The 25563-nt window shown below is 66.7% G+C and carries 36 protein-coding genes; all 36 read left to right on the top strand.

The annotated features are described in order from the left end of the window. Position 1: 1 nt before the first annotated feature. The 36 genes from ACFOYW_RS03545 to ACFOYW_RS03370 all read left to right on the top strand — a co-directional run bounded on the left by ACFOYW_RS03545 (position 2) and on the right by ACFOYW_RS03370 (position 25470). A complete protein-coding gene (locus ACFOYW_RS03545; protein WP_390227265.1) occupies positions 2-823 on the top strand; it encodes a prepilin peptidase in 822 nt (273 codons plus the stop codon). A gap of 18 nt (positions 824-841) precedes the next feature. Further along, positions 842-1891 (top strand): type IV pilus assembly protein PilM, encoded by a 1050-nt coding sequence (gene pilM, locus ACFOYW_RS03540; protein ID WP_390227264.1) that lies wholly within the window; start codon positions 842-844, stop codon positions 1889-1891. Then, positions 1888-2799 (top strand): hypothetical protein, encoded by a 912-nt coding sequence (locus ACFOYW_RS03535; protein WP_390227263.1) that lies wholly within the window; start codon positions 1888-1890, stop codon positions 2797-2799. The genes pilM and ACFOYW_RS03535 overlap by 4 nt, the downstream gene beginning before the upstream one ends. 34 nt (positions 2800-2833) lie before the next feature. Then, positions 2834-3571, top strand: coding sequence for a hypothetical protein (locus tag ACFOYW_RS03530; protein WP_390227262.1), 738 nt, complete (start codon positions 2834-2836; stop codon positions 3569-3571). A gap of 34 nt (positions 3572-3605) precedes the next feature. Further along, a complete protein-coding gene (locus ACFOYW_RS03525) occupies positions 3606-4061 on the top strand; it encodes a MaoC/PaaZ C-terminal domain-containing protein (RefSeq protein WP_390227261.1) in 456 nt (151 codons plus the stop codon). 55 nt (positions 4062-4116) lie between these two features. Next, a complete protein-coding gene (locus ACFOYW_RS03520) occupies positions 4117-5229 on the top strand; it encodes a hypothetical protein (RefSeq protein ID WP_390227260.1) in 1113 nt (370 codons plus the stop codon). A gap of 6 nt (positions 5230-5235) precedes the next feature. After that, a complete protein-coding gene (locus ACFOYW_RS03515) occupies positions 5236-5721 on the top strand; it encodes a DUF6121 family protein (RefSeq protein WP_390227259.1) in 486 nt (161 codons plus the stop codon). After that, complete coding sequence (locus tag ACFOYW_RS03510) at positions 5714-6739, top strand: hypothetical protein (RefSeq protein WP_390227257.1); 1026 nt, start codon at positions 5714-5716, stop codon at positions 6737-6739. The genes ACFOYW_RS03515 and ACFOYW_RS03510 overlap by 8 nt, the downstream gene beginning before the upstream one ends. A gap of 246 nt (positions 6740-6985) precedes the next feature. Further along, the gene (gene rpsL, locus ACFOYW_RS03505) at positions 6986-7360 is read left to right on the top strand and encodes a 30S ribosomal protein S12 (protein WP_120788527.1); all 375 of its coding nucleotides are present in this window, start codon (positions 6986-6988) and stop codon (positions 7358-7360) included. After that, on the top strand, positions 7360-7830 hold the full coding sequence (gene rpsG / locus ACFOYW_RS03500; protein WP_390227256.1) for a 30S ribosomal protein S7: 471 nt from the start codon (positions 7360-7362) through the stop codon (positions 7828-7830). The genes rpsL and rpsG overlap by 1 nt, the downstream gene beginning before the upstream one ends. 111 nt (positions 7831-7941) lie before the next feature. Beyond that, on the top strand, positions 7942-10086 hold the full coding sequence (fusA, locus tag ACFOYW_RS03495) for an elongation factor G (protein WP_390227254.1): 2145 nt from the start codon (positions 7942-7944) through the stop codon (positions 10084-10086). A 127-nt stretch (positions 10087-10213) separates the two neighbouring features. Then, entirely contained in the window at positions 10214-11407 is a 1194-nt protein-coding gene (gene tuf / locus ACFOYW_RS03490) for an elongation factor Tu (RefSeq protein WP_390227253.1), read from the top strand. Positions 11408-12000: 593 nt separating this feature from the next. After that, entirely contained in the window at positions 12001-12309 is a 309-nt protein-coding gene (rpsJ, locus tag ACFOYW_RS03485) for a 30S ribosomal protein S10 (protein WP_390227252.1), read from the top strand. A 14-nt stretch (positions 12310-12323) separates the two neighbouring features. Next, a complete protein-coding gene (gene rplC, locus ACFOYW_RS03480; RefSeq protein ID WP_390227251.1) occupies positions 12324-12983 on the top strand; it encodes a 50S ribosomal protein L3 in 660 nt (219 codons plus the stop codon). Positions 12984-12987: 4 nt separating this feature from the next. After that, a complete protein-coding gene (gene rplD / locus ACFOYW_RS03475) occupies positions 12988-13662 on the top strand; it encodes a 50S ribosomal protein L4 (RefSeq protein WP_390227249.1) in 675 nt (224 codons plus the stop codon). After that, positions 13662-13958, top strand: a complete 297-nt coding sequence (gene rplW, locus ACFOYW_RS03470) for a 50S ribosomal protein L23 (protein WP_390227248.1) — start codon at positions 13662-13664, stop codon at positions 13956-13958. Before rplD ends, rplW begins: the two co-directional genes overlap by 1 nt. A gap of 16 nt (positions 13959-13974) precedes the next feature. Beyond that, positions 13975-14814, top strand: coding sequence for a 50S ribosomal protein L2 (gene rplB / locus ACFOYW_RS03465; RefSeq protein ID WP_390227247.1), 840 nt, complete (start codon positions 13975-13977; stop codon positions 14812-14814). A 12-nt stretch (positions 14815-14826) separates the two neighbouring features. Next, on the top strand, positions 14827-15108 hold the full coding sequence (gene rpsS, locus ACFOYW_RS03460; RefSeq protein WP_390227246.1) for a 30S ribosomal protein S19: 282 nt from the start codon (positions 14827-14829) through the stop codon (positions 15106-15108). Between the two features lie 25 nt (positions 15109-15133). After that, positions 15134-15499, top strand: a complete 366-nt coding sequence (rplV, locus tag ACFOYW_RS03455; RefSeq protein ID WP_390227245.1) for a 50S ribosomal protein L22 — start codon at positions 15134-15136, stop codon at positions 15497-15499. Continuing rightward, positions 15499-16260, top strand: coding sequence for a 30S ribosomal protein S3 (rpsC, locus tag ACFOYW_RS03450; protein ID WP_390227244.1), 762 nt, complete (start codon positions 15499-15501; stop codon positions 16258-16260). The genes rplV and rpsC overlap by 1 nt, the downstream gene beginning before the upstream one ends. Then, positions 16260-16679 (top strand): 50S ribosomal protein L16, encoded by a 420-nt coding sequence (rplP, locus tag ACFOYW_RS03445; RefSeq protein ID WP_344791238.1) that lies wholly within the window; start codon positions 16260-16262, stop codon positions 16677-16679. The genes rpsC and rplP overlap by 1 nt, the downstream gene beginning before the upstream one ends. Next, positions 16679-17023, top strand: a complete 345-nt coding sequence (gene rpmC, locus ACFOYW_RS03440) for a 50S ribosomal protein L29 (protein WP_390227243.1) — start codon at positions 16679-16681, stop codon at positions 17021-17023. The genes rplP and rpmC overlap by 1 nt, the downstream gene beginning before the upstream one ends. 5 nt (positions 17024-17028) lie before the next feature. Further along, positions 17029-17328 (top strand): 30S ribosomal protein S17, encoded by a 300-nt coding sequence (rpsQ, locus tag ACFOYW_RS03435; RefSeq protein ID WP_390227242.1) that lies wholly within the window; start codon positions 17029-17031, stop codon positions 17326-17328. Further along, positions 17328-17696 (top strand): 50S ribosomal protein L14, encoded by a 369-nt coding sequence (gene rplN / locus ACFOYW_RS03430; protein ID WP_390227241.1) that lies wholly within the window; start codon positions 17328-17330, stop codon positions 17694-17696. The genes rpsQ and rplN overlap by 1 nt, the downstream gene beginning before the upstream one ends. A gap of 5 nt (positions 17697-17701) precedes the next feature. Further along, a complete protein-coding gene (gene rplX, locus ACFOYW_RS03425) occupies positions 17702-18061 on the top strand; it encodes a 50S ribosomal protein L24 (RefSeq protein ID WP_390227240.1) in 360 nt (119 codons plus the stop codon). Further along, on the top strand, positions 18061-18651 hold the full coding sequence (gene rplE / locus ACFOYW_RS03420) for a 50S ribosomal protein L5 (RefSeq protein WP_390227239.1): 591 nt from the start codon (positions 18061-18063) through the stop codon (positions 18649-18651). The genes rplX and rplE overlap by 1 nt, the downstream gene beginning before the upstream one ends. A 192-nt stretch (positions 18652-18843) precedes the next feature. Continuing rightward, positions 18844-19242, top strand: coding sequence for a 30S ribosomal protein S8 (gene rpsH / locus ACFOYW_RS03415; RefSeq protein WP_390227238.1), 399 nt, complete (start codon positions 18844-18846; stop codon positions 19240-19242). Positions 19243-19248: 6 nt separating this feature from the next. Beyond that, positions 19249-19785 (top strand): 50S ribosomal protein L6, encoded by a 537-nt coding sequence (gene rplF / locus ACFOYW_RS03410; protein WP_390227237.1) that lies wholly within the window; start codon positions 19249-19251, stop codon positions 19783-19785. Between the two features lie 2 nt (positions 19786-19787). Beyond that, positions 19788-20147, top strand: a complete 360-nt coding sequence (gene rplR / locus ACFOYW_RS03405) for a 50S ribosomal protein L18 (protein ID WP_390227236.1) — start codon at positions 19788-19790, stop codon at positions 20145-20147. A gap of 47 nt (positions 20148-20194) precedes the next feature. After that, on the top strand, positions 20195-20881 hold the full coding sequence (rpsE, locus tag ACFOYW_RS03400; RefSeq protein WP_390227368.1) for a 30S ribosomal protein S5: 687 nt from the start codon (positions 20195-20197) through the stop codon (positions 20879-20881). Further along, positions 20881-21063, top strand: coding sequence for a 50S ribosomal protein L30 (gene rpmD, locus ACFOYW_RS03395; protein ID WP_390227235.1), 183 nt, complete (start codon positions 20881-20883; stop codon positions 21061-21063). The genes rpsE and rpmD overlap by 1 nt, the downstream gene beginning before the upstream one ends. After that, positions 21063-21596: a 50S ribosomal protein L15 gene (rplO, locus tag ACFOYW_RS03390; protein WP_390227234.1), complete on the top strand. Its 534-nt coding sequence runs from the start codon at positions 21063-21065 to the stop codon at positions 21594-21596. The genes rpmD and rplO overlap by 1 nt, the downstream gene beginning before the upstream one ends. 99 nt (positions 21597-21695) lie before the next feature. Continuing rightward, positions 21696-23018 (top strand): preprotein translocase subunit SecY, encoded by a 1323-nt coding sequence (secY, locus tag ACFOYW_RS03385; RefSeq protein WP_390227233.1) that lies wholly within the window; start codon positions 21696-21698, stop codon positions 23016-23018. After that, a complete protein-coding gene (locus ACFOYW_RS03380) occupies positions 23015-23641 on the top strand; it encodes an adenylate kinase (protein WP_390227232.1) in 627 nt (208 codons plus the stop codon). Before secY ends, ACFOYW_RS03380 begins: the two co-directional genes overlap by 4 nt. A gap of 7 nt (positions 23642-23648) precedes the next feature. Further along, positions 23649-24485 carry a type I methionyl aminopeptidase gene (map, locus tag ACFOYW_RS03375; RefSeq protein WP_390227231.1) on the top strand — a complete coding sequence of 279 codons (837 nt, stop codon included), beginning with the start codon at positions 23649-23651 and terminating at the stop codon, positions 24483-24485. 91 nt (positions 24486-24576) lie between these two features. Continuing rightward, positions 24577-25470 carry an aminotransferase class IV gene (locus tag ACFOYW_RS03370; RefSeq protein ID WP_390227230.1) on the top strand — a complete coding sequence of 298 codons (894 nt, stop codon included), beginning with the start codon at positions 24577-24579 and terminating at the stop codon, positions 25468-25470. The last annotated feature ends 93 nt before the right edge of the window (positions 25471-25563 follow it).

The following is a 25563-nucleotide window of genomic DNA, read 5'->3' as shown; positions in this document are numbered from 1 at the left end:
CATGCCCGCCATCGCCCTCGGGATCTTCGGCAGCCTGATCGGCTCGTTCCTCAACGTGGTCGTCTACCGCGTGCCGCGCCGCCTCTCGGTCGTGTCGCCGCCGAGCGCGTGCCCCCGCTGTGGACAACTCATCAAGGGGTACGACAACATCCCGCTACTGTCGTGGCTCATGCTGCGAGGGAAGTGCCGGAACTGCGCCGAGCCGATCAGTGCCCGATACCCCCTCGTCGAACTCGGCACGGGGCTCGCTTTCGCGGCCGTCGCGCTCTGGTTCGCGCTGACGCGCTGGCAGGCGGGCGATGCGGCGCACCTCACCGCCTCGGTCCTCGAGCTCGTCGCGTTTCTCTACCTCGCGGCGGTCTCCGTCGCGCTGGCTCTGATCGACCTCGACACCCACACGCTGCCCAATCGGATCGTCGGCCCGAGCTACCTGGTCGGCGGCGTGCTGCTGGGCGCAGCATCCGTCATCACCCGCAACTGGTCAGGGCTCGTGACGATGTTTGCGGGCGCCGCCGCGCTGTTCGCGCTGTACTTCATCGTGGCGATGATCTCGCCGCGCGGCATGGGCTTCGGCGACGTGAAGCTCGCCGGCGTGCTCGGCCTCTACCTCGCCCATCTCGGGCTCGCGCAGCTGGTCGTCGGCGCGTTCTCCGCTTTCGTGTTCGGCGGCCTGTTCGCCATCGTGCTCGTCATCGCACGCCGGGCCGGCCGCAAGTCGGGCATCCCGTTCGGGCCGTGGATGCTCGTGGGTGCCTGGTTCGGTGCCTGGTTCGGCGTGCCGCTCGCCGCCGGCTACCTGTCCCTCTTCGGTTTGAACGCCTGAGCGTCAAGGAGAAGATCAATGACCACCCCCGTTCTCGGCATCGACATCGGCAGTGAGAGCGTGCGCGCCGTCGAGCTCGTGCCCGACGGCCACGGCCGCGCGACGCTGCACCGCTATCACGAGGTCAGCCTGCCGGCCGGCGCCGTGGTGCGCGGCGAGGTGCAGGAGCCGCTCACCGTCACGACAGCGATCAAGCAGTTGCGCGCTCGCGGCGGTTTCAAGACGAAGAAGGCGATCGTCGGCGTCAGCAACCAGAAGGTGATCGCGCGCGACTTCTCAGTCCCGCACGCCCCGCTGAGGCAGATCCGCGAGACGCTTCCGTTCCACGCTCAGGACCTGCTGCCCGTGCCCGCCGCGGAAGCGCTGCTCGACTTCTACCCCGTCAGCGAATCGCAGGGCGACGAGGGCCGCATGATCAACGGGCTTCTGCTCGCCGCCGTCAAGGACGCCGTGCTCGGCAATGTGAAGGCCGTTCAGTCGGCCGGCCTCGATCTGCAGAACGTCGACCTCATCCCGTTCGCGCTGGTGCGCGCGCTGCTCGACCGTGCGGCGCTCGGTGGCACGACGGCGATCATCGACCTCGGCGCGAGCTCCACGACTGTCGTCATCGCGCGCGGGGGAGTGCCGCAGTTCGTGCGCATCATCCCGTCCGGCAGCGCGGACCTCACTCAGGCGCTCGCGCAGCGGCTCGAGATCACGACGGATGCCGCGGACGCGGTCAAGCAGAAACTGGGGCTCGCGCGTTCGGTCGCCGACGCCGACGAGCATCGAGCCGTGCAGGTCATCTACGACCAGAGCAACGAGATCCTCGGCAGCCTGCGCAACACCGTCAACTACTTCACCAACGTGCACCCCGACATGCCGGTCGAAGGCATCATCATCACGGGCGGGGCCGCGGCGCTGCCGGGGCTGATGAACGCGCTCGCCGACGTCACGCGCCTGCCGGTCGGGCTCGGCAACCCGTTCGCGAACGTCACGCTCGGCCGCGGCATCGATGAGCAGCACGTCGCAGGCGCCCACGGCGTGGCCGCGGTGGCGGTCGGGCTCGCCCTCGGGAGCGTCGCATGAGCACCACGGAACTGCCCTCGTCCTTCGGCGAGATCCTGTCGCCGGGAACCGCGCCGACTGCCCCGGCCGCCGACGGCGCAACCCCGTCCGTCCCACCGGCGGACGAGCCGACACAGCGCCGTTCTCGCGGCTCGTCCCGCCGCGCCGCTCGCCCCGACCCCCAGGCGGCACCAGCCGTCGACCTTCAGCTCTCGGCCTACCCGGTCGCGCGCTTGCTGCCGCCCGAAGTCATTGCGAACGGCAAGGTCCGCACCACGCGGACTCTCATGATGGTCCTCGTCGCGCTCGTCCTCCTGCTCGCGCTCACCGCGTCATACGGCGCACGCGTCATCGCGCACGGCGCCCAGAACGAACTGACCGGCGTCGAGGGTCAGAACAGCTCGGTGCTCGCGCAGGAGAGCAAGTACGCGCCGGTGCGCGTCCAGCAGAGCAAGGTGCAGCTGGCCAAGGCGGCGCAGCAGGTGGGCGCCGCGAGCGAGATCGACTGGACCGACTACTTCGCGAAGGTCTATGCACTGCTCCCCGCCGGCGTCACGGTCACCGACATCTCGGGTCAGACCGCGAGCCCCACGACCGCCGTCACTCAGGACTCGGCGCCACTCGCGGCCGGCCGCGCCGCCATCGTCACGTTGACGGTCACGGCGCCGAACGCGACAGCGATCGCGAATGCGACGGATGCCTTCCAGAAGCTCCCCGGCTACGCCGATGCCGTCATTGGGGCGATGACGCAGGGTGGGGGCTCGCCTGGCGGCGGGGCTACGACGAGTGGCTCCGCGACCAGCGGATCGGCGCCGGGCGGGTCGGCGGCCGGCGCGCGGTCTGCCACGTCGTCGTCGTGGTCTGCGTCCATCACGATCTCGCTCACGCAGGCCGCATTCTCGGGCCGCTACGGCGCGGCGACCAAGTAAGCAACGAGCACCCAGCCAAGAGGACGAGAAGAAGATGAACGCGAACAGGCTCTGGATGCTCGGCGGTGCCGTCGTCGCAGTGGCGATCGCCGTGCTTGCGTATTTCGTCGGCATCGCGCCGCAGCTGGCGCAGGCCCAGACCGCCGAGCAGCAGAAGGCGCAGGCCCAGACGCAGCTGCAGCAGACCGAGGTCGCTCTCGCGACGCTGAAGAAGCAATACGCCTCGATCGATCAGCTCACAGCCCAGCTCACTGCGCTTCAGCAGTCGGTCCCGGGCACGACGAACGTGACCGACTTCGTGCGCCAGGTGCAGGGCCAGGCATCCGCGACCGGGTCGACCATCACCTCGATCTCGGTGGGCGAGCCCACCGCGTACGCTCCGCAGGCGGCGCCCGGCGCGCCGACCTCGAGCGGATCGCCCGCGGCGACACCCGCCCCGACCGCCACGGCGACGCCGGCGCCCGGGGCGACGACGCCCGCGACGGGCTCGACGCCGCAGCCGAACGCGGCCTCTTCGGCCCCCACGCCCAACGCGACGGCGGTCGCGGTCGCGCCGCCGCTTCAGACGGCGCCGTCGATCACGGCTTCGAACTTCGTGCTGCTGCCGGTGTCGATCGCGGCGAGCGGCAGCGAGGTGAACCTGCTGGCCTTCACGAAGGAGTTGCAGACGCTCGGCCCGCGCCTCTTCCTCGTCGACTCGATCGACGTGAAGCAGGGCACCGCGCCGACCGCCACCATCGCGGGCTTCATCTACGTCCTCATCGGCAACTGACGGCAGCGTGGTTCTCGGCCGCTAGCGTGGGCGCATGCCCCTCTATCTCGCCGACTTCCAGCCGGGTCAGACCTTCGTCACGCCGGGCCACACCGTCACCGAGAGTGAGGTGTACCAGTTCGCGAATCTGACGAACGACAACAATGAAGTGCACACCAACGTCGAGTTCGCGAAGAACACGCGCTACGGGCAGCGAATCGTGCACGGCATGTTCGGGGCGTCGCTGTGCCTCGGGCTGATCGCGCGCGCAGGGGTCTTCGAGGGCAGTGCGGTCGCGCTCCTCGGCATCGACCAGTGGAAGTTCCTCGCGCCGGTGTTCATCGGCGACACCCTCACGTGCACCGTCGAGATCCTCTCGGCGCGCCCGACGAGCTCGGGTGAATACGGGGTGCTCGAGCGCCAGCTGACCCTCACCAAGCAGACCGGCGAGGTCGTGCAGCAGGGCCGCATGGACCTCCTTGTTCTTTCCGAGCCCCTGAAAAACACCTGATCACTAGCCCAGTCAATCCATAGGTCGGGGGAGGCGCGTTGCTACCCTGACCTCCATGAGCGACACGACGCCTCCGGCGCGCGACGACGAACCCACCCGGTCGGCAGGCGAGCAGGGCACGCCGCTTGCGGACGAAACTCCGCTTGCGGATGAGACGGCACGCGAGCTCGGCACCGGCGAGCAGCTCGTGCACACGAGTTCCGATCCCGCCGACCACACCGACACCGCGGCAGCACCGACGCTCCCGCCGGACTACCGGCCGGTCTCCGCCTCAGACCACGTGGCGCCGCAGCCTGCGGTCCCGTCGGCGTCAACCGCCCCGGCTGCCGACACCGCTCCGGTCGCCGGCGCCGCCCCGATCGAGGAACCCGCGACTCAGCTGGTCGACGCGCCCGTCGACCCCACCGCCTCGCAGCAGGCGCCAGCAACCACCGCGTCCGAGCAGTCATCGGCGGAGCCGGCGACCACCGCAGAGCCCGTGCCGGCCGCAGCACCCGCGCCCGTGGCAGAACCCGTGCCGGCCGCAGCGCCCGCGCCTGTGGCAGAACCCGTGCCTGCGGCAGAGCCCGTGCCGACGCCCGCACCCGCGGCGACGACCGCGTACGCCGGAGCGACCTACATCAGCACTCCGACCCCGCCGAAGAAGAAGGGGAACCGTGGCCTCGGCATCCTGATCGCCGTCCTCGGCGTGCTGATCTTCGCGGCGGCCAACCTCGCGGCGACCCTTGGCATCCTGACGCTGCGCTACAGCGTCACGCGCGCGCAGTCGTTCATCGTGAGCTACGTCGAGGGCTGGGAGTTCTGGGTCCCGGTCGCGGTATTCGCCGGGGCGTTCATCGCCCTGGTGGCGATCGTCAACCGCGGCCGCTGGTGGGGCTACATTCTCGGCAGCATGTTCGTGGCGGCGCTCGTCTTCATCGCATACTTCGGCGCGGCGCTGCTGACGAACCGCGTCTGGGAACGCACGCCCGCTCAGGCGCGAACCTTCGCGGGTTCGTACTTCGAGACGAACATCCCGTACCTCTGGGTCGCGGTCGCCGCCACGTTCATCGCGCTCGAGGTCGTGACCTGGCTCGGCGGCTGGATCGCATTCCACGGCCAGCATGCCAAGCGCCGTTACGTCGAGGCGAAGGCGGCGTACGACGCTGAGCACAGCGTCGATCGCTGAGGTACGGTGCCGGGCTTCCGCAAGTACGCGGCAACCGTCGCAGTGTTCGCGGCGGTCCTGTTCGCCGCGCTGATCGTCGCGCTGTTCGGCATGATCTCGCTGCTGGCGGCCGTGCCCGTGATCGGCAACCCGCACGCGGGTGAGCTGGTCGGGCCGGTCGCGGTGGCCGCGGCGACGCTGCTGCTGTTCGGATGCCTGCTCTCCATCGCCCTGCGGGTGCCGGAGGACCGGCAGCGCATCGCGCCGCTCACCGCGCTCGGCGTCGGAGCGGGCGCATACGTGGCGTACGCGTTCTTCGGCGCGATCGCCTACTTTTTCGGCCACGACGCCGTTGGCGCGCTGATCTTCTTCGGCGGCTTGATGACCGGGCCGTTCGCGATCACCCTCGGCATCGTCGGGTTCGTGATCGCCCTGCTCTACATGGTGGTCCTCGCGTCGCGGGTCGCCGACCGCGGCCGCCCGAAGTGGCCGTGGGAGCGCGACGATGAGTGAGCGCCCTCGGTTGATGACGGGTGCGCAACTGCTCTCTGTCGCGATCGCCTTCCTCCTGTCGGTGGTCGTGGCCATCGTTCTCGCGATCGTGGTGCCGCCTGCGGCGAGGCTCGCGACTCCGGATATTCCGGTCAAGGCATATCTCGGAGCGCTCGCCCGCGGCGACGTGCCGGCGGCACTGAAGGCCGGTCACGTTCCCGTGTCCGGGGACAAGCTGCTGACAACGGATGCCTACGCCACGGCATCCGATCGCATCACCTCCTTCAGCATCACCAGCACGCAGGTGTCGGGCAGCACAGCCACGATCGCCGCGCGCATCCACCAGGGCACCGCGAGCTACACCACCCGGTTCACGGCGACGCGCGGCGCGGGTGTGCCGGGCCTCACGCCGTGGAGCCTCGCTCCCCAGCAGCTGCCGCAGCTCGCGGTGGCAGTCGTGGGCCCGACCAGCGCGTCGGTCGACGTGGCGGGCACGAAGCTCGCGACTCGGAACAACACGGTGACGCAGGCGGTGCTGCCGGGCACGTACGCGGTGGAACCGGCCTCGAGCCCGAGCTACGGCGCACCGCCGCAGAAGGTGACGGCCGTGCTCGGGCGGCCGAGCGCGTCGGCGACCATAGCGATGACGCTCACGGCCCAGGGCAAGACGGAGGTGCAGGCCTCGGCGTCGGCATGGCTCGCGACGTGCGTGGCCTCGACCGCGCTCGCCCCCAGCGGGTGCCCGTTCCGTGCGGTCGGAACCGCGGGCGTCAGCTACTCGCAGGGTCGATGGACGATGGCCGCGCAGCCGACGCTCGCGTTCGGGGGCTGGAACTCGACGGCCGACGGCTGGCAGGTCACGAGCACGACGCTCGGTGAGGTGAGCTTCATCGCACGCGCTCGCAGCGGGGCCGCGAGCGGCACGGCCTCGACGGGCCCGCAACTGTTCTCGGTCCTCGGCACGGCCGTGCCGACGAATTCTGGGGCGTCCTTCGTGCCATCGCCGAGCTACTCGTCGTCAGCTGGCTCTCTCGCGTAATTAGCACGAAGTGCACACCATCTACTACCATTGACAGGGTGTGCGCCCAGTCGTGCACGCTCGGCGTGTCCGAGGGCAGTTTCGGCTGCTCGAGTTCGCTCCACCGAGACGGGCTTGCTCACGCAAGCGTCTCCCACGGCATATCCACCATGCAAGTCCGACGTCATTCGATGTCGGAGGTGGGTCCCGATGGAAAACACAACCATCAATCCGCTGTCACCGTGCAGCATTCATTGAGGAGCATTCGTGCCAACTATTCAGCAGTTGGTCCGCAAGGGTCGCAGCCCCAAGGTCGTCAAGACCAAGGCGCCCGCCCTTAAGGCCAACCCCCAGCAGCGTGGTGTCTGCACCCGCGTCTACACGACCACCCCGAAGAAGCCGAACTCGGCTCTGCGGAAGGTCGCCCGTGTCAAGCTCTCGAACGGCACCGAGGTCACGGCCTACATCCCCGGTGAGGGCCACAACCTGCAGGAGCACTCGATGGTGCTCGTCCGCGGCGGTCGTGTGAAGGACCTCCCGGGTGTGCGCTACAAGATCATCCGTGGCGCGCTCGACACGCAGGCCGTCAAGAACCGCAAGCAGGCTCGCAGCCGCTACGGCGCGAAGATGGAGAAGAAGTAATGCCTCGCAAGGGTCCCGCTCCTAAGCGCCCGGTCGTCGCAGACCCGGTTTACGGTTCGCCCGTCGTCTCGCAGCTGGTCAACAAGATCCTGCTCGACGGCAAGAAGGGCCTCGCCGAGCACATCGTGTACGGCGCTCTGTCCAACGTCGAGTCGAAGACCGGCAACGACCCGGTCACGACCCTCAAGAAGGCGCTCGACAATGTCCGCCCGACCCTCGAGGTCAAGTCCCGCCGCGTCGGTGGCTCGACCTACCAGGTCCCGGTCGAGGTCAAGCCGCACCGCGCCAACACCCTCGCCCTCCGCTGGCTCACGAGCTACGCCAAGGCCCGCCGCGAGAAGACGATGACCGAGCGTCTCACCAACGAGATCCTCGACGCGTCGAACGGCCTCGGTGCCGCGGTCAAGCGCCGCGAGGACACGCACAAGATGGCCGAGAGCAACAAGGCTTTTGCGCACTACCGCTGGTAATCAGCGGTAGCGGGGGGCCATTTCTGGCCCCCCGGCAAAAGCCCGCGCTCCGTCTCGGAGCGCGGCGCCGGAAACCAACCACAAGTTTCAGATTCCATCCGGAGGACCCCCGTGGCACAAGACGTGCTCTCGGACCTGCACAAGGTTCGAAACATCGGCATCATGGCGCACATCGATGCCGGTAAGACCACCACCACCGAGCGCATCCTGTTCTACACGGGTGTGAACCACAAGATCGGCGAGACGCACGATGGCGCCTCGACGACCGACTGGATGGAGCAGGAGAAAGAGCGCGGCATCACGATCACGTCTGCCGCCGTGACCTGCTTCTGGGCGCCGACGTACGCCGCGAACGCGGCTGCCAACCGGCACCAGATCAACATCATCGACACCCCCGGTCACGTCGACTTCACGGTCGAGGTCGAGCGCAGCCTGCGCGTCCTCGACGGCGCGGTCGCCGTCTTCGACGGCAAGGAGGGCGTCGAGCCCCAGTCCGAGACCGTGTGGCGTCAGGCCGACAAGTACAACGTGCCCCGCATCTGCTTCGTCAACAAGATGGACAAGCTGGGCGCCGACTTCTACTTCACCGTCGACACCATCGTGAACCGCCTGGGCGCGAAGCCGCTCGTTCTGCAGCTGCCGATCGGCGCCGAGAACGACTTCATCGGCGTCATCGACCTCGTCTCCATGAAGGCCCTCGTGTGGCCGGGTGACGCAAAGGGTGACGTCACCATGGGCGCCAAGTACGAGGTGCAGGAGATTCCGGCCGACCTCGCCGACAAGGCGGCGGAGTACCGCCAGCGGCTCCTCGAGACCGTCGCCGAGACCGACGACGCGCTGCTCGAGAAGTACTTCGGCGGCGAGGAGCTGACCGAGGCCGAGATCAAGGGTGCGATCCGCAAGCTCGTCATCGCGTCGGAGATCTACCCCGTGCTGTGCGGCTCGGCGTTCAAGAACCGCGGCGTTCAGCCGATGCTCGACGCGGTCGTCGACTACCTGCCGTCGCCGCTCGACGTTCCGTCGATCGACGGTCACGACGTGCGTGACTTCGACAAGGTCATCGAGCGTCACGCCGACGCGAACGAGCCGTTCTCGGCTCTCGCGTTCAAGGTCGTCGCGCACCCGTTCTTCGGTCGCCTGACCTACATCCGCGCGTACTCGGGTCACCTCGAGTCGGGCGCCCAGGTCATCAACTCGACCAAAGACAAGAAGGAGCGCATCGGGAAGATCTTCCAGATGCACGCCAACAAGGAGAACCCGGTCGACTCGGTCACCGCCGGCAACATCTACGCGGTCATCGGCCTGAAGGACACCACGACCGGTGACACCCTCGCCGACCCGCAGCACCCGGTCGTCCTCGAGTCGATGACGTTCCCCGACCCGGTGATCGAGGTCGCGATCGAGCCGAAGACCAAGGCCGACCAGGAGAAGCTGGGCACCGCGATCCAGAAGCTCGCCGAAGAGGACCCGACGTTCCGCACCGAGCTCAACCCCGAGACCGGCCAGACCGTCATCAAGGGCATGGGCGAGCTGCACCTCGACATCCTCGTCGACCGCATGCGTCGCGAGTTCAAGGTCGAGGCCAACGTCGGCAAGCCGCAGGTGGCCTACCGCGAGACGATCAAGAAGGCCGTCGAGCGTCACGACTACACGCACAAGAAGCAGACCGGTGGTTCCGGCCAGTTCGCGAAGATCCAGTTCAAGCTGGAGCCGCTCGAGGTCACCGCAGAGACGACCTACGAGTTCGAGAACGCCGTGACCGGTGGCCGCATCCCGCGCGAGTACATTCCCTCGATCGACGCCGGCTTCCAGGAGGCCATGCAGGGCGGCATCCTCGCGGGCTTCCCGATGGTGGGCGTCAAGGCGATCCTGACCGACGGTGGCTACCACGAGGTCGACTCGTCCGAAATGGCGTTCAAGATCGCCGGCTCGATGGGCTTCAAAGAGGCTGCGCGCAAGGCCAACCCGGTCCTGCTCGAGCCGCTGATGGCCGTCGAGGTCCGCACCCCCGAGGAGTACATGGGCGACGTCATCGGCGACCTGAACTCCCGCCGTGGCCAGATCCAGTCGATGGACGACGCCTCCGGTGTGAAGGTGATCCGCGCAATCGTTCCCCTTTCGGAGATGTTCGGCTACATTGGCGACCTGCGCTCGAAGACCGCCGGCCGCGCGGTGTACTCGATGCAGTTCGAGACCTACGGCGAGGTCCCGCGGAACGTCGCGGACGAGATCGTCCAGAAGGCCAAGGGCGAATAAGCGCGCCCGTGCCGGGTGCGCAAAACGCCCGGTAGTTATCCCGTAACATAGAAAAGATCCCCGTAGAATGTCCGGTCGGCAGGCGTCGGCCGCAGTTTCTACCTGAGAGTCCTGAGGAGGACCCACAGTGGCTAAGGCCAAGTTCGAGCGGACCAAGCCGCACGTCAACATCGGTACGATCGGTCACGTCGACCACGGCAAGACCACTCTGACCGCCGCGATCTCGAAGGTTCTGTCGGACAAGTATCCGTCGGCCGTCAACGTGAAGCGCGACTTCGCGTCGATCGACTCGGCGCCGGAAGAGCGCCAGCGCGGCATCACGATCAACATCTCGCACGTCGAGTACGAGACCCCGAAGCGTCACTACGCTCACGTTGACGCCCCGGGTCACGCCGACTACATCAAGAACATGATCACCGGTGCTGCTCAGATGGACGGCGCGATCCTGGTCGTGGCCGCCACCGACGGCCCGATGGCTCAGACCCGCGAGCACGTTCTGCTCGCCAAGCAGGTCGGTGTCCCGTACCTGCTCGTCGCGCTGAACAAGGCGGACATGGTCGACGACGAGGAGATCCTCGAGCTCGTCGAGCTCGAGGTTCGCGAGCTGCTCTCCTCGCAGGGCTTCCCGGGCGACGACGCCCCCGTCGTGCGCGTCTCCGGCCTCAAGGCTCTCGAGGGTGACGAGAAGTGGACCCAGTCCGTTCTCGACCTGATGGACGCCGTCGACGAGTCGATCCCCGACCCGGTGCGCGACCGTGACAAGCCGTTCCTCATGCCCATCGAGGACGTGTTCACGATCACCGGTCGTGGCACCGTTGTGACCGGCCGTGCCGAGCGTGGCACGCTGGCCATCAACTCCGAGGTCGAGATCGTCGGCATCCGCCCGACGCAGAAGACCACGGTCACCGGTATCGAGATGTTCCACAAGCAGCTCGACGAGGCCTGGGCCGGCGAGAACTGTGGTCTGCTCCTCCGCGGCACCAAGCGCGAAGACGTCGAGCGCGGCCAGGTCGTCGTGAAGCCGGGTTCGGTCACGCCGCACACCGAGTTCGAGGGCACCGCGTACATCCTGTCGAAGGACGAGGGTGGCCGTCACAACCCGTTCTACGCGAACTACCGTCCGCAGTTCTACTTCCGCACCACCGACGTGACCGGCGTCATCACCCTCCCCGAGGGCACTGAGATGGTCATGCCCGGTGACACCACCGACCTCCACGTCGAGCTGATCCAGCCGATCGCTATGGAAGAGGGCCTCGGCTTCGCCATCCGTGAGGGTGGCCGCACCGTCGGCGCTGGTACCGTCACCAAGATCGTCAAGTAAGCAGGTCTTACTTCGGTCCCCGCGAAAGGGCCGGGCCTTCGGGCTCGGCCCTTTCGCCATGCCAGGGCGCGCTCGCGCTCGCGCGTGGGGGAGAGAATGTGCGCTCGGGGAGACTCACGCGCGGCTTACGTCTCCCCGAGCGTGTGTTCTCTCCCCGAGCGTGAGCGGATGTCTGGCGGCACGAGGTCCACGGCCGGGACGGCCGCGGGGCGTGTCGCCGCAGAGGCAAGAAATTGCCTCTGCTCTTAGGCGACACGCCCGGGTTGCAGCATCCGCTTTCATCTGGCAAACTTGTAGGGTTCAACATTTCGGCTACGCGGCACTTCGCTCGGGTCGAATCACTGCCAGGCAGTGCATAGCCGCCGACTCGTTCGGTTCAGGTTAGGCCGCAGGCGGCAGAACACCTCGCCACAACCCGACAACGGAAGTCCCGGGGCACTCGCGTGCCTGGGGTGCCTTTCGCGTCGGGCCACGCGTTGAAAACCGAACAGTGGTGCCACACCACGAGCTTCGAGCGGCAGTCCGTTCGGAGCACGTCGCGTCCAATGCGAGCCGGAAGCTCGTACGACGCCTTACACGAGAGCGAGTCAGTGATGGCGGGACAGAAGATCCGCATTCGACTGAAGTCGTATGACCACGAGGTCATCGACACCTCGGCACGAAAGATCGTCGACACGGTCACCCGCGCGGGTGCCAGCGTTGTCGGCCCGGTGCCGCTTCCGACCGAGAAGAACGTGGTCGTCGTGATCCGTTCGCCCCACAAGTACAAGGACAGCCGCGAGCACTTCGAGAAGCGCACGCACAAGCGCCTCATCGACATCATCGACCCGACGCCCAAGGCCGTCGACTCGCTCATGCGTCTCGACCTGCCGGCCGACGTCAACATCGAGATCAAGCTGTAAGGGGGCCCGGCACCATGTCTTCCACCAAGACCAAGAACGTCAAGGGCCTGCTGGGCAAGAAGCTTGGGATGACCCAGGTCTGGGACGAGAACAACAAGCTCATCCCCGTGACCGTCGTTGAGATCACTCCGAACGTGGTCACCCAGGTCCGTACCCCCGAGGTCGACGGCTACGAGGCGGTTCAGATCGCCTACGGCCAGATCGACCCGCGCAAGGTCAACAAGCCGACCGCCGGCCACTTCGAGAAGGCCGGCGTCACCCCGCGTCGCCACCTCACCGAGGTGCGCACCGCTGACGCGTCCGAGTACAGCGCCGGCCAGGAGCTCACCGTCGGTGAGACCTTCGAGGCGGGGCAGCTCGTCGACGTCGTCGGCACGAGCAAGGGCAAGGGCACCGCTGGTGTCATGAAGCGCCACAACTTCAAGGGCGTCTCGTCGTCGCACGGTTCGCACCGCAACCACCGCAAGCCCGGCTCGATCGGCGCCTCGTCGACCCCCAGCCGTGTCTTCAAGGGCATGCGCATGGCCGGCCGTATGGGTGGCGAGCGCGTGACCGTGCTGAACCTGACGGTGCACTCCGTCGACGCTGAGAAGGGCCTGCTGCTCGTCAAGGGCGCCGTCCCCGGTGCTCGCGGCCGCATCGTCTTCGTCCGCAACGCTGTGAAGGGAGCCTAAGACCATGGCTGCTCTCGACGTCATCGACGCGAAGGGAAAGAAGGCCGGCTCGGTTGAGCTGCCTTCCGAGGTCTTCGACGTTCAGACCAACGTCCCGCTGATCCACCAGGTCGTCGTCGCCCAGCTCGCCGCCGCGCGCCAGGGCACGCACAAGACCAAGAACCGCGGAGAGGTTTCCGGCGCAGGCCGCAAGCCGTTCAAGCAGAAGGGCACCGGCCGCAGCCGTCAGGGTTCGGTCCGTGCGCCTGAGCACACCGGTGGTGGTGTCGTGCACGGTCCCGTGCCGCGCAAGTACGACCAGCGCACCCCGAAGAAGATGATCGCCGCCGCTCTGCTCGGTGCGATCTCCGACCGCGCCCGTGCGGGCCGACTGCACCTCGTCCAGGCCATCGCGGTCGACACCCCGTCGACCAAGACCGCCAAGACGCTGCTCGCTGGCCTCGGCGCTGTCAAGAACGTGCTCGTCGTGCTCGACGGTTCCGACGAGGCCGGCTGGCTCTCGGTGCGCAACCTGCAGAACGTGCACGTGCTCGCGGCTGACCAGCTGAACGCCTACGACGTTCTCGTCAGCGACGACATCGTGTTCACGCAGGCCGCGTACGACGCTTTCGTCGCCGCCAAGACCAAGAAGGCAACCGCCGAACTCGCCGCGAAGAAGAATGAGGAGGTGACCGCGTAATGGCCACCAACAAAGATCCGCGCGACGTCATCATCGCTCCGGTCGTCAGTGAGAAGAGCTACGGCCTGATCGACGAGGGCAAGTACACCTTCGTCGTCGACACGCACTCCAACAAGGCCGAGATCAAGCTCGCGATCGAGTCGATCTTTAAGGTCGAGGTCGCGTCGGTGAACACCCTGAACCGTCAGGGCAAGACTCGCCGCACCCGTTTCGGCACCGGCAAGCGCAAGGACACCAAGCGCGCCATCGTCACGCTCAAGTCCGGTTCCATCGACATCTTCACGGCTGTCGGCTAGGAGCAGAGGAAGAACTATGGCTATCCGTAACTACAAGCCCACGACCCCCGGTCGTCGCGGTTCATCCGTTGCCGACTTCGCTGAGATCACCCGATCGACGCCCGAGAAGTCGCTGCTCCGCCCGCTGGCGAAGACCGGCGGTCGCAACAACCAGGGCCGCATCACCACCCGTCACATCGGCGGTGGCCACAAGCGCCAGTACCGCGTCATCGACTTCCGTCGTAACGACAAGGACGGCGTGAACGCCAAGGTCGCTCACATCGAGTACGACCCGAACCGCACTGCGCGCATCGCGCTGCTGCACTTCGTCGACGGCACCAAGCGCTACATCCTGGCTCCGACCGGCCTCAAGCAGGGCGACGTCATCGAGTCGGGCGCGAGCGCCGACATCAAGCCGGGCAACAACCTCCCGCTGCGCAACATCCCCACGGGTACCGTCGTGCACGCGATCGAGCTGAAGCCGGGCGGCGGCGCCAAGCTGGCCCGCTCCGCCGGCTCGTCGGTTCGTCTCGTTGCGAAGGACGGCCCCTACGCCCAGCTGCGCCTGCCCTCGGGCGAGGTCCGCAACGTCGACGCCCGCTGCCGCGCCACCATCGGTGAGGTCGGCAACGCCGAGCAGTCGAACATCAACTGGGGCAAGGCCGGCCGTCTGCGCTGGAAGGGCGTGCGCCCGACCGTCCGCGGTGTTGCGATGAACCCGATCGACCACCCGCACGGTGGCGGTGAGGGCAAGACCTCCGGTGGTCGTCACCCGGTCAGCCCCTGGGGTCAGCCTGAGGGTCGTACCCGGCACGCGAACAAGGAAAGCGACAAGCTCATCGTTCGTCGCCGTTCCACCGGCAAGAAGCGGAAGTAGGAGAAAGAGAAGATGCCCCGCAGTCTCAAGAAGGGCCCCTTCGTCGACGAGCACCTGCTTCAGAAGGTGGCACGTCAGAACGAGGCCAATTCGAAGAACGTGATCAAGACCTGGTCGCGCCGTTCGATGATCGTCCCGGCCATGCTCGGCCACACCATCGCGGTGCACGACGGTCGCAAGCACATCCCGGTGTTCGTCACCGAGAGCATGGTCGGTCACAAGCTCGGCGAGTTCGCCCCGACGCGCACCTTCCGTGGACACGAGAAGGACGACAAGAAGGGTCGTCGCCGCTAACCCGGCGACGTTAGGAGGAGAAGAAATGGTGGAGTCGATCGCACGCGTGCGACACATCCGCATCACGCCTCAGAAGGCTCGTCGCGTCGTGAACCTCATCCGCGGCAAGCAGGCGCAGGAGGCACTCGCCATCCTGAAGTTCGCGCCCCAGACCGCGAGCGAGCCGATCTACAAGCTGGTCGCCTCGGCCATCGCCAACGCTCGCGTGAAGGCGGATGCCACGAACCAGTACCTGGACGAGCAGGACCTCTACATCTCGCGCGCATTCGTCGACGAGGGCACCACCCTCAAGCGTTTCCAGCCGCGTGCTCAGGGTCGTGCCTTCCGCATCAACAAGCGCACCAGCCACATCACTGTGGTCCTGGCCACTCCGGACGAAGGGACGAAGTAATGGGTCAGAAAGTCAACCCCTACGGCTTCCGTCTGGGTATCACCACGGACCACGTGTCGCGATGGTTCTCGGACTCGACGAAGCCGGGTCAGCGTTACGCCGACTATGTCGGCGAGGACATCAAGATCCGCCAGCTGCTGACGAAGACGCTTGACCGCGCCGGCGTCTCCCGCATCGAGATCGAGCGCACCCGTGACCGTGTCCGCGTGGACATCCACACCGCCCGCCCGGGCATCGTCATCGGTCGCCGCGGCGCCGAGGCCGAGCGCATCCGCTCCGACCTCGAGAAGCTCACCGGCAAGCAGATCCAGCTGAACATCCTCGAGGTGAAGAACCCCGAGGCCGACGCTCAGCTCGTCGCGCAGGGCATCGCCGAGCAGCTCTCCGCTCGCGTGGCGTTCCGCCGCGCGATGCGCAAGGGCCTGCAGGGCGCGCAGCGCGCCGGCGCCAAGGGCGTCCGCATTCAGGTCTCCGGCCGCCTCGGCGGCGCCGAGATGAGCCGTTCCGAGTTCTACCGCGAGGGCCGTGTGCCGCTGCACACCCTTCGCGCGAACATCGACTACGGCTTCTATGAGGCGAAGACCACCTTCGGCCGTATCGGCGTGAAGGTCTGGATCTACAAGGGCGACATCACCAACAAGGAACTCGCTCGCGAGCAGGCCTCCCGGCCGAGCCGCGACCGTAACGACCGAGGCGACCGCCCCCGCCGCGCTCCGCGCGCTCAGGCTGAGGCCCCGGTCGCGGAAGGAGCCACGGCATAATGCTGATCCCCCGTAAGGTTGCACACCGCAAGCAGCACCACCCCGGCCGTTCCGGCCAGGCGACCGGCGGAACGAAGGTCAGCTTCGGCGAGTTCGGCATCCAGGCCCTGTCCCCGGCTTATGTGACCAACCGTCAGATCGAGTCCGCTCGTATCGCGATGACCCGTCACATCAAGCGTGGTGGCAAGGTGTGGATCAACATCTACCCCGACCGCCCGCTCACCAAGAAGCCCGCCGAGACCCGCATGGGTTCCGGTAAGGGCTCGCCCGAGTGGTGGGTCGCGAACGTCAAGCCGGGTCGCGTCCTCTTCGAGGTCGCCGGCGTCAACGAGGAACTCGCTCGTGAGGCCCTGACCCGTGCCATCCACAAGCTGCCCCTCAAGGCACGCATCATCAAGCGCGAGGAGGGAGACGCGTAATGGCGATCGGTTCCAAGGAGCTCGCCCCCACTGAGCTCGACACATTCGACGACGCTCGTCTCACCGACGAGCTCAAGAAGGCCAAGGAAGAGCTGTTCAACCTGCGCTTCCAGTCGGCCACCGGCCAGCTCGAGAGCCACGGCCGCCTGCGCGCCGTGAAGCGCGACATCGCTCGTATCTACACGGTCATCCGTGAGCGCGAGCTCGGCATTCGCGCCACCCCGGCTCCGGTCGAGGCGGCTCCGGCCAAGAAGGCCGCGAAGAAGAGCAAGGCCTCCGCGGAGGCCACCGCACCCGAGGCCGATGCTGCTGAGGCATCCGCCGACGAGACTGAGGAGGCCTGAGACTCATGGCTGACAAGAAGGCTGAGGCCGAGGTCGCCGAGAAGGCTGCCGAGACTCGCAACTATCGCAAGACCGTCCGCGGTTACGTCGTCAGCGACAAGATGGAGAAGACCATCGTCGTCGAGGTCGAAGACCGCAAGAAGCACCCGCTGTACGGCAAGGTCCTGCGCACGACTAAAAAGGTCAAGGCGCACGACGAGCAGAACTCTGCCGGTGTGGGCGACCTCGTCATCATCAACGAGACCCGACCGCTGAGCGCTTCGAAGCGCTGGCGCCTGGTCGAGATCCTGGAGAGGGCGAAGTAATGATCCAGACTGAATCGCGCCTCAAGGTCGCCGACAACACCGGCGCCAAGGAGCTCCTCACGATTCGCGTTCTCGGTGGTTCCAACCGCCGCTACGCGGGTCTCGGTGACGTCATCGTCGCCACCGTCAAGGACGCCATCCCCGGCGGCAACGTCAAGAAGGGCGACGTCGTCAAGGCGGTCATCGTCCGCACCGTCAAGGAGACCCGTCGTTCGGACGGCTCCTACATCAAGTTCGATGAGAACGCCGCGGTTGTGCTCAACAACAACGGCGAGCCGCGCGGCACCCGTATCTTCGGGCCGGTCGGCCGTGAGCTTCGCGACAAGAAGTTCATGAAGATCGTCTCGCTCGCCCCGGAGGTGATTTAGTCCCCATGGCCAAGATCAAGAAGGGCGATCTCGTCCAGGTCATCGCCGGCGCCTCGCAGGCGCGTGGCGGCGACCGCGGCAAGCAGGGCAAGGTCCTGCGTGTCATCACGGAAGAGAACCGCGTCGTCGTCGAGGGCATCAACTTCGTCACCAAGCACGTGAAGGTCGGCCAGACCCAGCGCGGCTCGAAGACCGGTGGCATCGAGACCGTCGAGGCCCCGATCCACATCTCCAACGTCGCACTCGTCGACCCCGACTCGAAGAAGCCGACCCGCGTCGGCCACCGCATCGAGTCGGTCACCAAGGACGGCGTCACGAAGAACGTCCGCGTGCGCTACGCCAAGAAGTCAGGTAAGGACCTGTAATGACTGACACCGCTGCTGCGCAGGCTGGCAAGATCCAGCCGCGCCTCAAGCAGAAGTACAAGAACGAGATCGCGGCTGCCCTCACGGAGCAGTTCGGTTTCACCAACCCGCATCAGGTTCCCGGCCTCGTCAAGGTCGTCGTGAACACCGGTGTCGGCGAGGCGGCCCGTGACAGCAAGATCATCGATGGCGCGGTCAACGACCTGACGCTGATCACCGGTCAGAAGCCGCAGGTCACCAAGTCGCGCAAGTCCATCGCCCAGTTCAAGCTGCGCGAGGGGCAGGCCATCGGCGCGCACGTCACCCTCCGCGGCGACCGCGCGTGGGAGTTCCTCGACCGCCTGCTGTCGCTCGCGCTCCCGCGCATCCGCGACTTCCGCGGTCTTTCGGATCGCCAGTTTGACGGTCACGGCAACTACACCTTCGGTGTGCAGGAGCAGTCGATCTTCCACGAGATCAACCAGGACCGCATCGACCGCGTCCGTGGTTTCGACATCACCGTGGTCACCACGGCGAAGACGGACGACGAGGGTCGCGCCCTGCTGCGCGCTCTCGGCTTCCCGTTCAAGTCGACCGACCAGGCCGCTTAAGCCCTCCTGAGCGTCATGCTCAGGAACGCCCGCTAAGATGACGGGGTTTGTGCCAAGCACAGGCCCCGTCATCCGCGGGTTCGCCCTTTTCATACAGGGCCCCGGGCGAGGCATCCGTCTCGCCCTCTCCACCACAGGTCGCCGCTCGTGTAACGGCCGGCGAAACCTGGTGAGCGTTAGGAATCACTAGTCATGACCATGACTGACCCGGTCGCAGACATGCTCACGCGTCTGCGCAACGCGAACAACGCGTACCACGACACCGTGTCGATGCCGCACTCGAAGCTCAAGGCCCACATCGCCGACATCCTCAAGTCCGAGGGTTACATCGCCAGCTGGACCGTTGCCGACGCCCGCGTCGGCAAGACGCTGACGCTGGACCTCAAGTTCGGCCCGAACCGCGAGCGCTCCATCGCCGGCATCAAGCGCGTCTCGAAGCCCGGCCTTCGCGTCTACGCGAAGTCGACCGAGATCCCCACCGTCCTCGGTGGTCTCGGCGTCGCCATCCTGTCCACCTCCTCCGGTCTTCTCACCGACCGTCAGGCTGAGAAGAAGGGCGTCGGCGGGGAAGTCCTCGCCTACGTGTGGTAATCGAAGATGTCGCGAATTGGAAGACTGCCCATCGACATCCCCACCGGGGTCGATGTGAAGATCGACGGCGCTGCCGTCACCGTCAAGGGCCCGAAGGGTGAGCTCTCGCTGAGTGTCGCGAGCCCCATCGAGGTCAAGATCGAAGAGAACCAGGTTCTCGTCACCCGCCCGGACGACGAGCGCGAGTCGCGTTCGCTCCACGGCCTGACCCGCACCCTGATCAGCAACAACATCATCGGCGTGACGCAGGGCTACTCGAAGGCGCTCGAAATCGTCGGTACCGGTTACCGCGTGGCCCAGAAGGGTTCGTCGATCGAGTTCGCACTCGGCTTCTCGCACCCCGTCACGGTCGAAGCGCCCTCGGGCATCACCTTCGCCGTCGAGGGCAACAACCGCGTCATCGTGACCGGCATCGACAAGCAGCTCGTCGGTGAGATCGCCGCGAACGTCCGCAAGATCAAGAAGCCCGAGCCGTATAAGGGCAAGGGCATCCGCTACGCCGGCGAGGTCGTGCGTCGCAAGGCCGGAAAGGCTGGTAAGTAATCATGGCTAACAACAGCAAGACTGCTGCTCGTGGCCGTCGCCACGCCCGTCTCCGCAAGAAGATCGTCGGCACGTCGGCGCGTCCCCGTCTCGTCGTCACCCGTTCGGCCCGTCACGTCTTCGTGCAGGTCGTCGATGACGCGGTCGGTCACACGCTCGCGTCCGCGTCGACCCTCGAGGCCGAGCTGCGCACGTTCGACGGTGACAAGACCGCCAAGGCTCGCCGTGTGGGCGAGCTCGTGGCCGAGCGCGCCAAGGCCGCCGGTATCGAAGCCGCGGTGTTCGACCGCGGCGGCAACAAGTACGCGGGCCGCGTCGCGGCTATCGCTGACGGCGCACGTGAAGGTGGTCTGGACCTGTGAGCGACGAGGCAGTAAACAACAACGAGCTCAAGAAGGAGCCGCAGGACGTGACTGACGTCGCAGCGACTGTAGAGAAGCCGGTCGAGACCGCTGCCGGCAGCGACACGCTCACGCGAGACACCCGCGAGAGCCGTCGCGGGGGCCGCGGCGACCGCGGTGGTCGCAACGAGCGCGGTTCGCGCAACGATGACCGCAGCCAGTTCCTGGAGCGCGTCGTCACCATCAACCGCGTCTCCAAGGTCGTGAAGGGTGGTCGTCGCTTCAGCTTCACCGCCCTGGTTGTCGTCGGTGACGGCAACGGTCTGGTCGGCGTCGGCTACGGCAAGGCTCGTGAGGTGCCGCTGGCGATCTCGAAGGGCGTCGAGGAAGCGAAGAAGAACTTCTTCCGCGTCCCGCGCGTCGGTTCGACGGTTCCGCACCCCGTTCAGGGTGAGGCTGCGGCCGGTGTGGTGCTGCTGCGCCCCGCCGCCCCGGGTACCGGTGTCATCGCCGGTGGTCCCGCCCGCGCCGTGCTCGAGTGCGCCGGCATCCACGACGTTCTGAGCAAGTCGCTCGGCTCGTCGAACACCATCAACATCGTGCACGCGACCGTCGAGGCTCTGAAGTCCCTCGAGGAGCCGCGCGCCGTTGCCGCCCGTCGTGGTCTCGACTACGACGAGGTCGCTCCGGCCCGCATCCTGCGTGCCGAGGCTCAGGCGGCCGAGGCTGCCGCTGCAGCGAAGGCAGGTGCCTAATGGCTCGACTCAAGGTCACTCAGACCAAGGGCAAGGTTAGTGAGAAGCAGAACCAGCGCGACACGCTGCGCAGCCTTGGGCTCAAGCGCATCGGCGATGTCGTCGTCCGTGAGGACAACGCGCAGAACCGCGGTTATGTGCGTACCGTCGCTCACCTGGTGAAGGTTGAGGAGATCGACTAATGGCTGACGAGAACAAGGCGGAAGACACCGCCACGAAGCCTGCAGCCAAGAAGGCCTCGGCCAAGGCTGCGAAGACGGATGCCCCCGCAGAGCGCGTGAGCGTTCTGAAGGTGCACCACCTGCGCCCCGCCGCCGGTGCCAAGAAAGACCGCACCCGCGTCGGCCGTGGTGAGGGCTCGAAGGGTAAGACGGCTGGTCGCGGTACCAAGGGTACGAAGGCGCGCTACCAGGTGCGTCCCGGTTTCGAGGGTGGCCAGCTCAACTCGGTCATGCGTGCCCCGAAGCTGCGCGGTTTCAAGAACCCGTTCCGGGTCGAGTACCAGGTCGTGAACCTCGAGAAGCTGGCTGAGCTCTACCCGCAGGGCGGCGACGTGACCGTCGCGGACCTCGTGGCCAAGGGCGCCGTTCGCAAGAACGAGAAGGTCAAGGTGCTCGGCACCGGCGACATCGAAGTGAAGCTGAACGTGACCGTCGACAAGGTCTCCGGCTCTGCCGAGCAGAAGATCGTCGCGGCCGGCGGCTCGATCAACTGAGAATGCCCGGTCAGACCAGCATCGGGTCTGACGTAAAGTAGAGGGTCGGTGGCGAAGGCCGCCGGCCCTCTCTCTTTGTCACGGAAGCAGGACCCCCACTTGTTCAGCGCAATCGTGCGGATTCTCCGCACGCCCGACCTTCGTAAGAAGATCCTGTTCACCCTAGGGATCATCGCGATCTTCCGCCTCGGGTCCTTCATCCCGTCGCCGTACGTCAACTTCAGCAACGTCCAGGCGTGTCTGAACGCGAACCAGGGCAGCACCGGCCTCTACGAGCTGGTCAACCTGTTCTCGGGCGGCGCGCTGCTCAAACTGTCGATCTTCGCGCTCGGCATCATGCCGTACATCACGTCGTCGATCATCGTGCAGCTGCTGCGTGTCGTGATCCCGCACTTCGAGACGCTGTACAAAGAGGGCCAGGCCGGCCAGGCGCGCCTCACGCAGTACACGCGCTACCTCACGATCGCGCTGGGCGTGCTGCAGTCCACGACGCTGATCACGGTCGCGCGCAGCGGTGCCCTGTTCGGTTCGACGAGCGCAACGGAGTGCTCGAACATCCTCACCGACACCAGCTGGTACGCCATCCTGCTCATGGTCATCACGATGACCGCGGGCACGGGCCTGATCATGTGGCTCGGCGAGCTCGTGACCGAGCGCGGCATCGGCAATGGCATGTCGCTGCTCATCTTCACGTCGATCGCGGCGCAGTTCCCGGCGTCGTTCTGGTCGATCGAGCAGAGCAACGGCACCGGCACCTTCCTGCTGGTGATCCTGATCAGCATCATCGTCGTCGGCGCGGTCGTGTTCGTCGAGCAGTCGCAGCGGCGCATCCCCGTGCAATACGCGAAGCGGATGATCGGGCGACGCACCTACGGCGGCAGCAACACGTACATTCCGATCAAGGTCAACATGGCGGGTGTCGTGCCCGTGATCTTCGCGTCGTCGCTGCTGTACCTGCCCGCGCTCGTCGCGCAGTTCAACCAGCCGGCCGCCGGCAAGCAGCCCGCGGCGTGGGTCACCTGGGTCACGAACAATCTGACCAATGGCGGTCACCCGCTGTACATGGTGCTCTATGCGCTGCTCATCGTCGGGTTCACGTACTTCTACGTCGCGATCACCTTCAACCCTGAAGAGGTCGCCGACAACATGAAGAAGTACGGCGGCTTCATCCCCGGCATCCGCGCCGGCCGTCCGACGGCCGAGTACCTCGATTACGTCCTCACCCGAATCACGCTGCCCGGCTCGATCTATCTGGCCGTGGTGGCACTCATCCCGTTGATCGCGTTCGCTGCGCTCGGCGCCAGCAACAACTTCACCTTCGGCGGCACCTCGATCCTCATCATCGTGGGCGTCGGCCTTGAGACGGTGAAGCAGATCGACTCGCAACTGCAACAGCGCCACTACGAAGGGTTGCTTCGATGACGGAAGCCGTCACTGTGAACACGCGAGGCGGCGCCCGCCTCCTGATCGTCGGTCCTCCCGGGGCCGGAAAGGGAACTCAGGCGGCGTTCATCTCGGAATCGTTCGCGATTCCAGCCGTGTCGACTGGCGACATCTTCCGCGACAACATCAAGAACGAGACGCCGCTCGGCCTCAAGGTGAAAGAGATCACCTCGAGCGGCGGGTACGTCCCCGACGAGCTGACGAACGAGATCGTGGCCGACCGGCTCAGCCAGGCTGATGCTGCGAGCGGATTCCTCCTCGACGGGTTCCCGCGCACCACTGGTCAGGTCGGCTTCCTCGACGATTGGCTGTCCTCGAACGACACTCAGCTCGACGCGGTCATCCAGCTCGTCGCCGACACCGACCACGTGGTCGAGCGGCTGCTCAAGCGCGCCGCCGAGCAGGGCCGCGCCGACGACACCGAAGAGGTCATCCGGCAGCGCCTCGCCATCTACGAGGAGCAGACCGCGCCGCTGATCGACGTGTACAGCGAGCGCGATCTCGTCGTCACGGTCGACGGCCTCGGCACGGTCGACGAGGTCGCCCAACGCATTCTCGCGGGACTGTCGGCCCGCGGCATCCGCCCCGCCGCTGCTGCCTGAGCAACGCATGCGCGCGATCCACAGGTCGATCTACAAGTCCCCGGCGCAGCTTCGGCTGATGATCGAGCCGGGGCTCGCCACCGCGGCGAGCCTCGATGCGGTCGACGCGATCATCCGCCCCGGCGTGACGACCCTCGAGCTCGACGCGGCTGCTGAGGCCGCGATCGAGGCGCGCGGCCACAAGTCGAACTTCAAACTCGAGCACGGCTACTTCCACACGATCTGCGCCTCGGTCGAAGACGAGGTGGTGCACGGCATCCCGGGCTCGCGCCTCGTCAAGGCGGGCGAGCTGGTATCGATCGATTCCGGCGCGATCTCGCCGCAGGGCTGGAACGGCGACGCAGCGCGCAGCTTCGTCGTCGACGACCCGAGCCGATCCGGTGAGGTCGCGGCGCGGCGCGAGCTCAACCGCGTCACCGAGCAGTCGCTGTGGCACGGCATCGCCCAGCTGTACTCCGCGAAGCATCTCAACGAGGTGGGGGCGGCGATCGAGTCCTACATCGAGTCGCAGGGCGACTACGGCATTCTCACCGACTACATCGGCCACGGCATCGGTCGTGCCATGCACGAGGACCCGCCGGTGTTCAACTACGCGGTGCGCCAGCGCGGCCCCGAGGTGCGCCCGGGTCTCGTCGTCGCGATCGAGCCGATGGTCACGCTCGGCAGTGCAGACACCTATGTCCGTGACGACGGCTGGACGGTCGTGACCGAAGACGGCTCGGCGGCCGCCCACTGGGAACACAGTGTCGCGGTCCACAAAGACGGCATCTGGGTACTGACCGCTGAGGACGGCGGGGCTGCCGGCCTCGCGCAGTTCGGAATCACCCCGACCCCCATCGCGTAACTCACGCGCAGAACAACAGAAGGCGAGCACGAGCGGATGCCTCAGCAGCAGCCGGCTTCGGCAGGGCTCGTCAGCACACGGACGGAGCGGTATGTCTGACCCCATCGTTTTCGTACTCGACGTCGCACCCGCGGACGCGGCGGAGCCGGCGGCGGGCTGGGCTTCGACCGTGCATCGCGTGGAACGCGGCACGCCGATCCTCGAGGGCACCGATCTCGGGGCGACGCGAGGCGACGGGGTGTTCGAGACCCTCGGCGTGCTGAGCGGTCTCCCGCAGGCGATCAGTGGGCACTTCTGGCGCCTGGCGCGCTCGGCCGAGCTACTCGAACTGCCGGCACCGAACCTCGAGCAGTGGCTCGTGGCGATGCGCATGGCCGCGGCGGCGCTGCCGAGCGATCGGCAGGGCGGTGTGAAGCTCGCGCTGTCGCGCGGGATCGAGGGCTCCGGGCAGCCGAGCGGCTGGCTCGTCGCGACGGAGGCCGAGGGCGACTTCCCCGAGCGCACGAGTGGAATCCGCGTTGCGACGCTCGACCGCGGGTACAGCAGTGATCTCTCCGAGCGCGCGCCGTGGCTGCTTCCCGGAGCCAAGACGCTGTCGTACGCCGTCAACATGGCGGCGCTGCGGGAGGCGCGACGACGGGGTGCGCAGAATGCGATCTTCGTGTCGTCCGACGGGTACGTGATGGAGGCGCCGCAATCGACGGTGCTGCTGCGTCGGGGCAACACGCTCATCACCCCGAAGATCGACATCGGCATCCTGCCGGGAACGACGCAGATGAGTGCGTTCGCGGTCGCCGAGGAATGGGGCCTGGAGACCGTCGACCGGCTGGTTCCCGTAAGTGAGCTGCACGATTCTGACGGTGTGTGGATTCTGTCGAGCGTCGCGCTCGCGACGCCGATCACCGCCGTCGACGAGTTGCCGATCGCCGTCGATCATGAGTTCAGCGGCAGGCTCAACGCGGCACTCATCTCGCGCAGGGAGTAGTGCCCGGCCTGCAGGCGCCGTCCGCAGGCGAGACACGCCGAGTGAATGAGCGAGCTTAGACCTCAACTCGCGTTATTGGAATACTTCCGGTAC

It is taken from the genome of Gryllotalpicola reticulitermitis, assembly GCF_042651345.1.
Lineage (GTDB): Bacteria > Actinomycetota > Actinomycetes > Actinomycetales > Microbacteriaceae > Gryllotalpicola > Gryllotalpicola reticulitermitis.
Note: the sequence above shows the minus strand (reverse complement) of the source record. Positions and strands in the feature narration are given on the sequence as shown.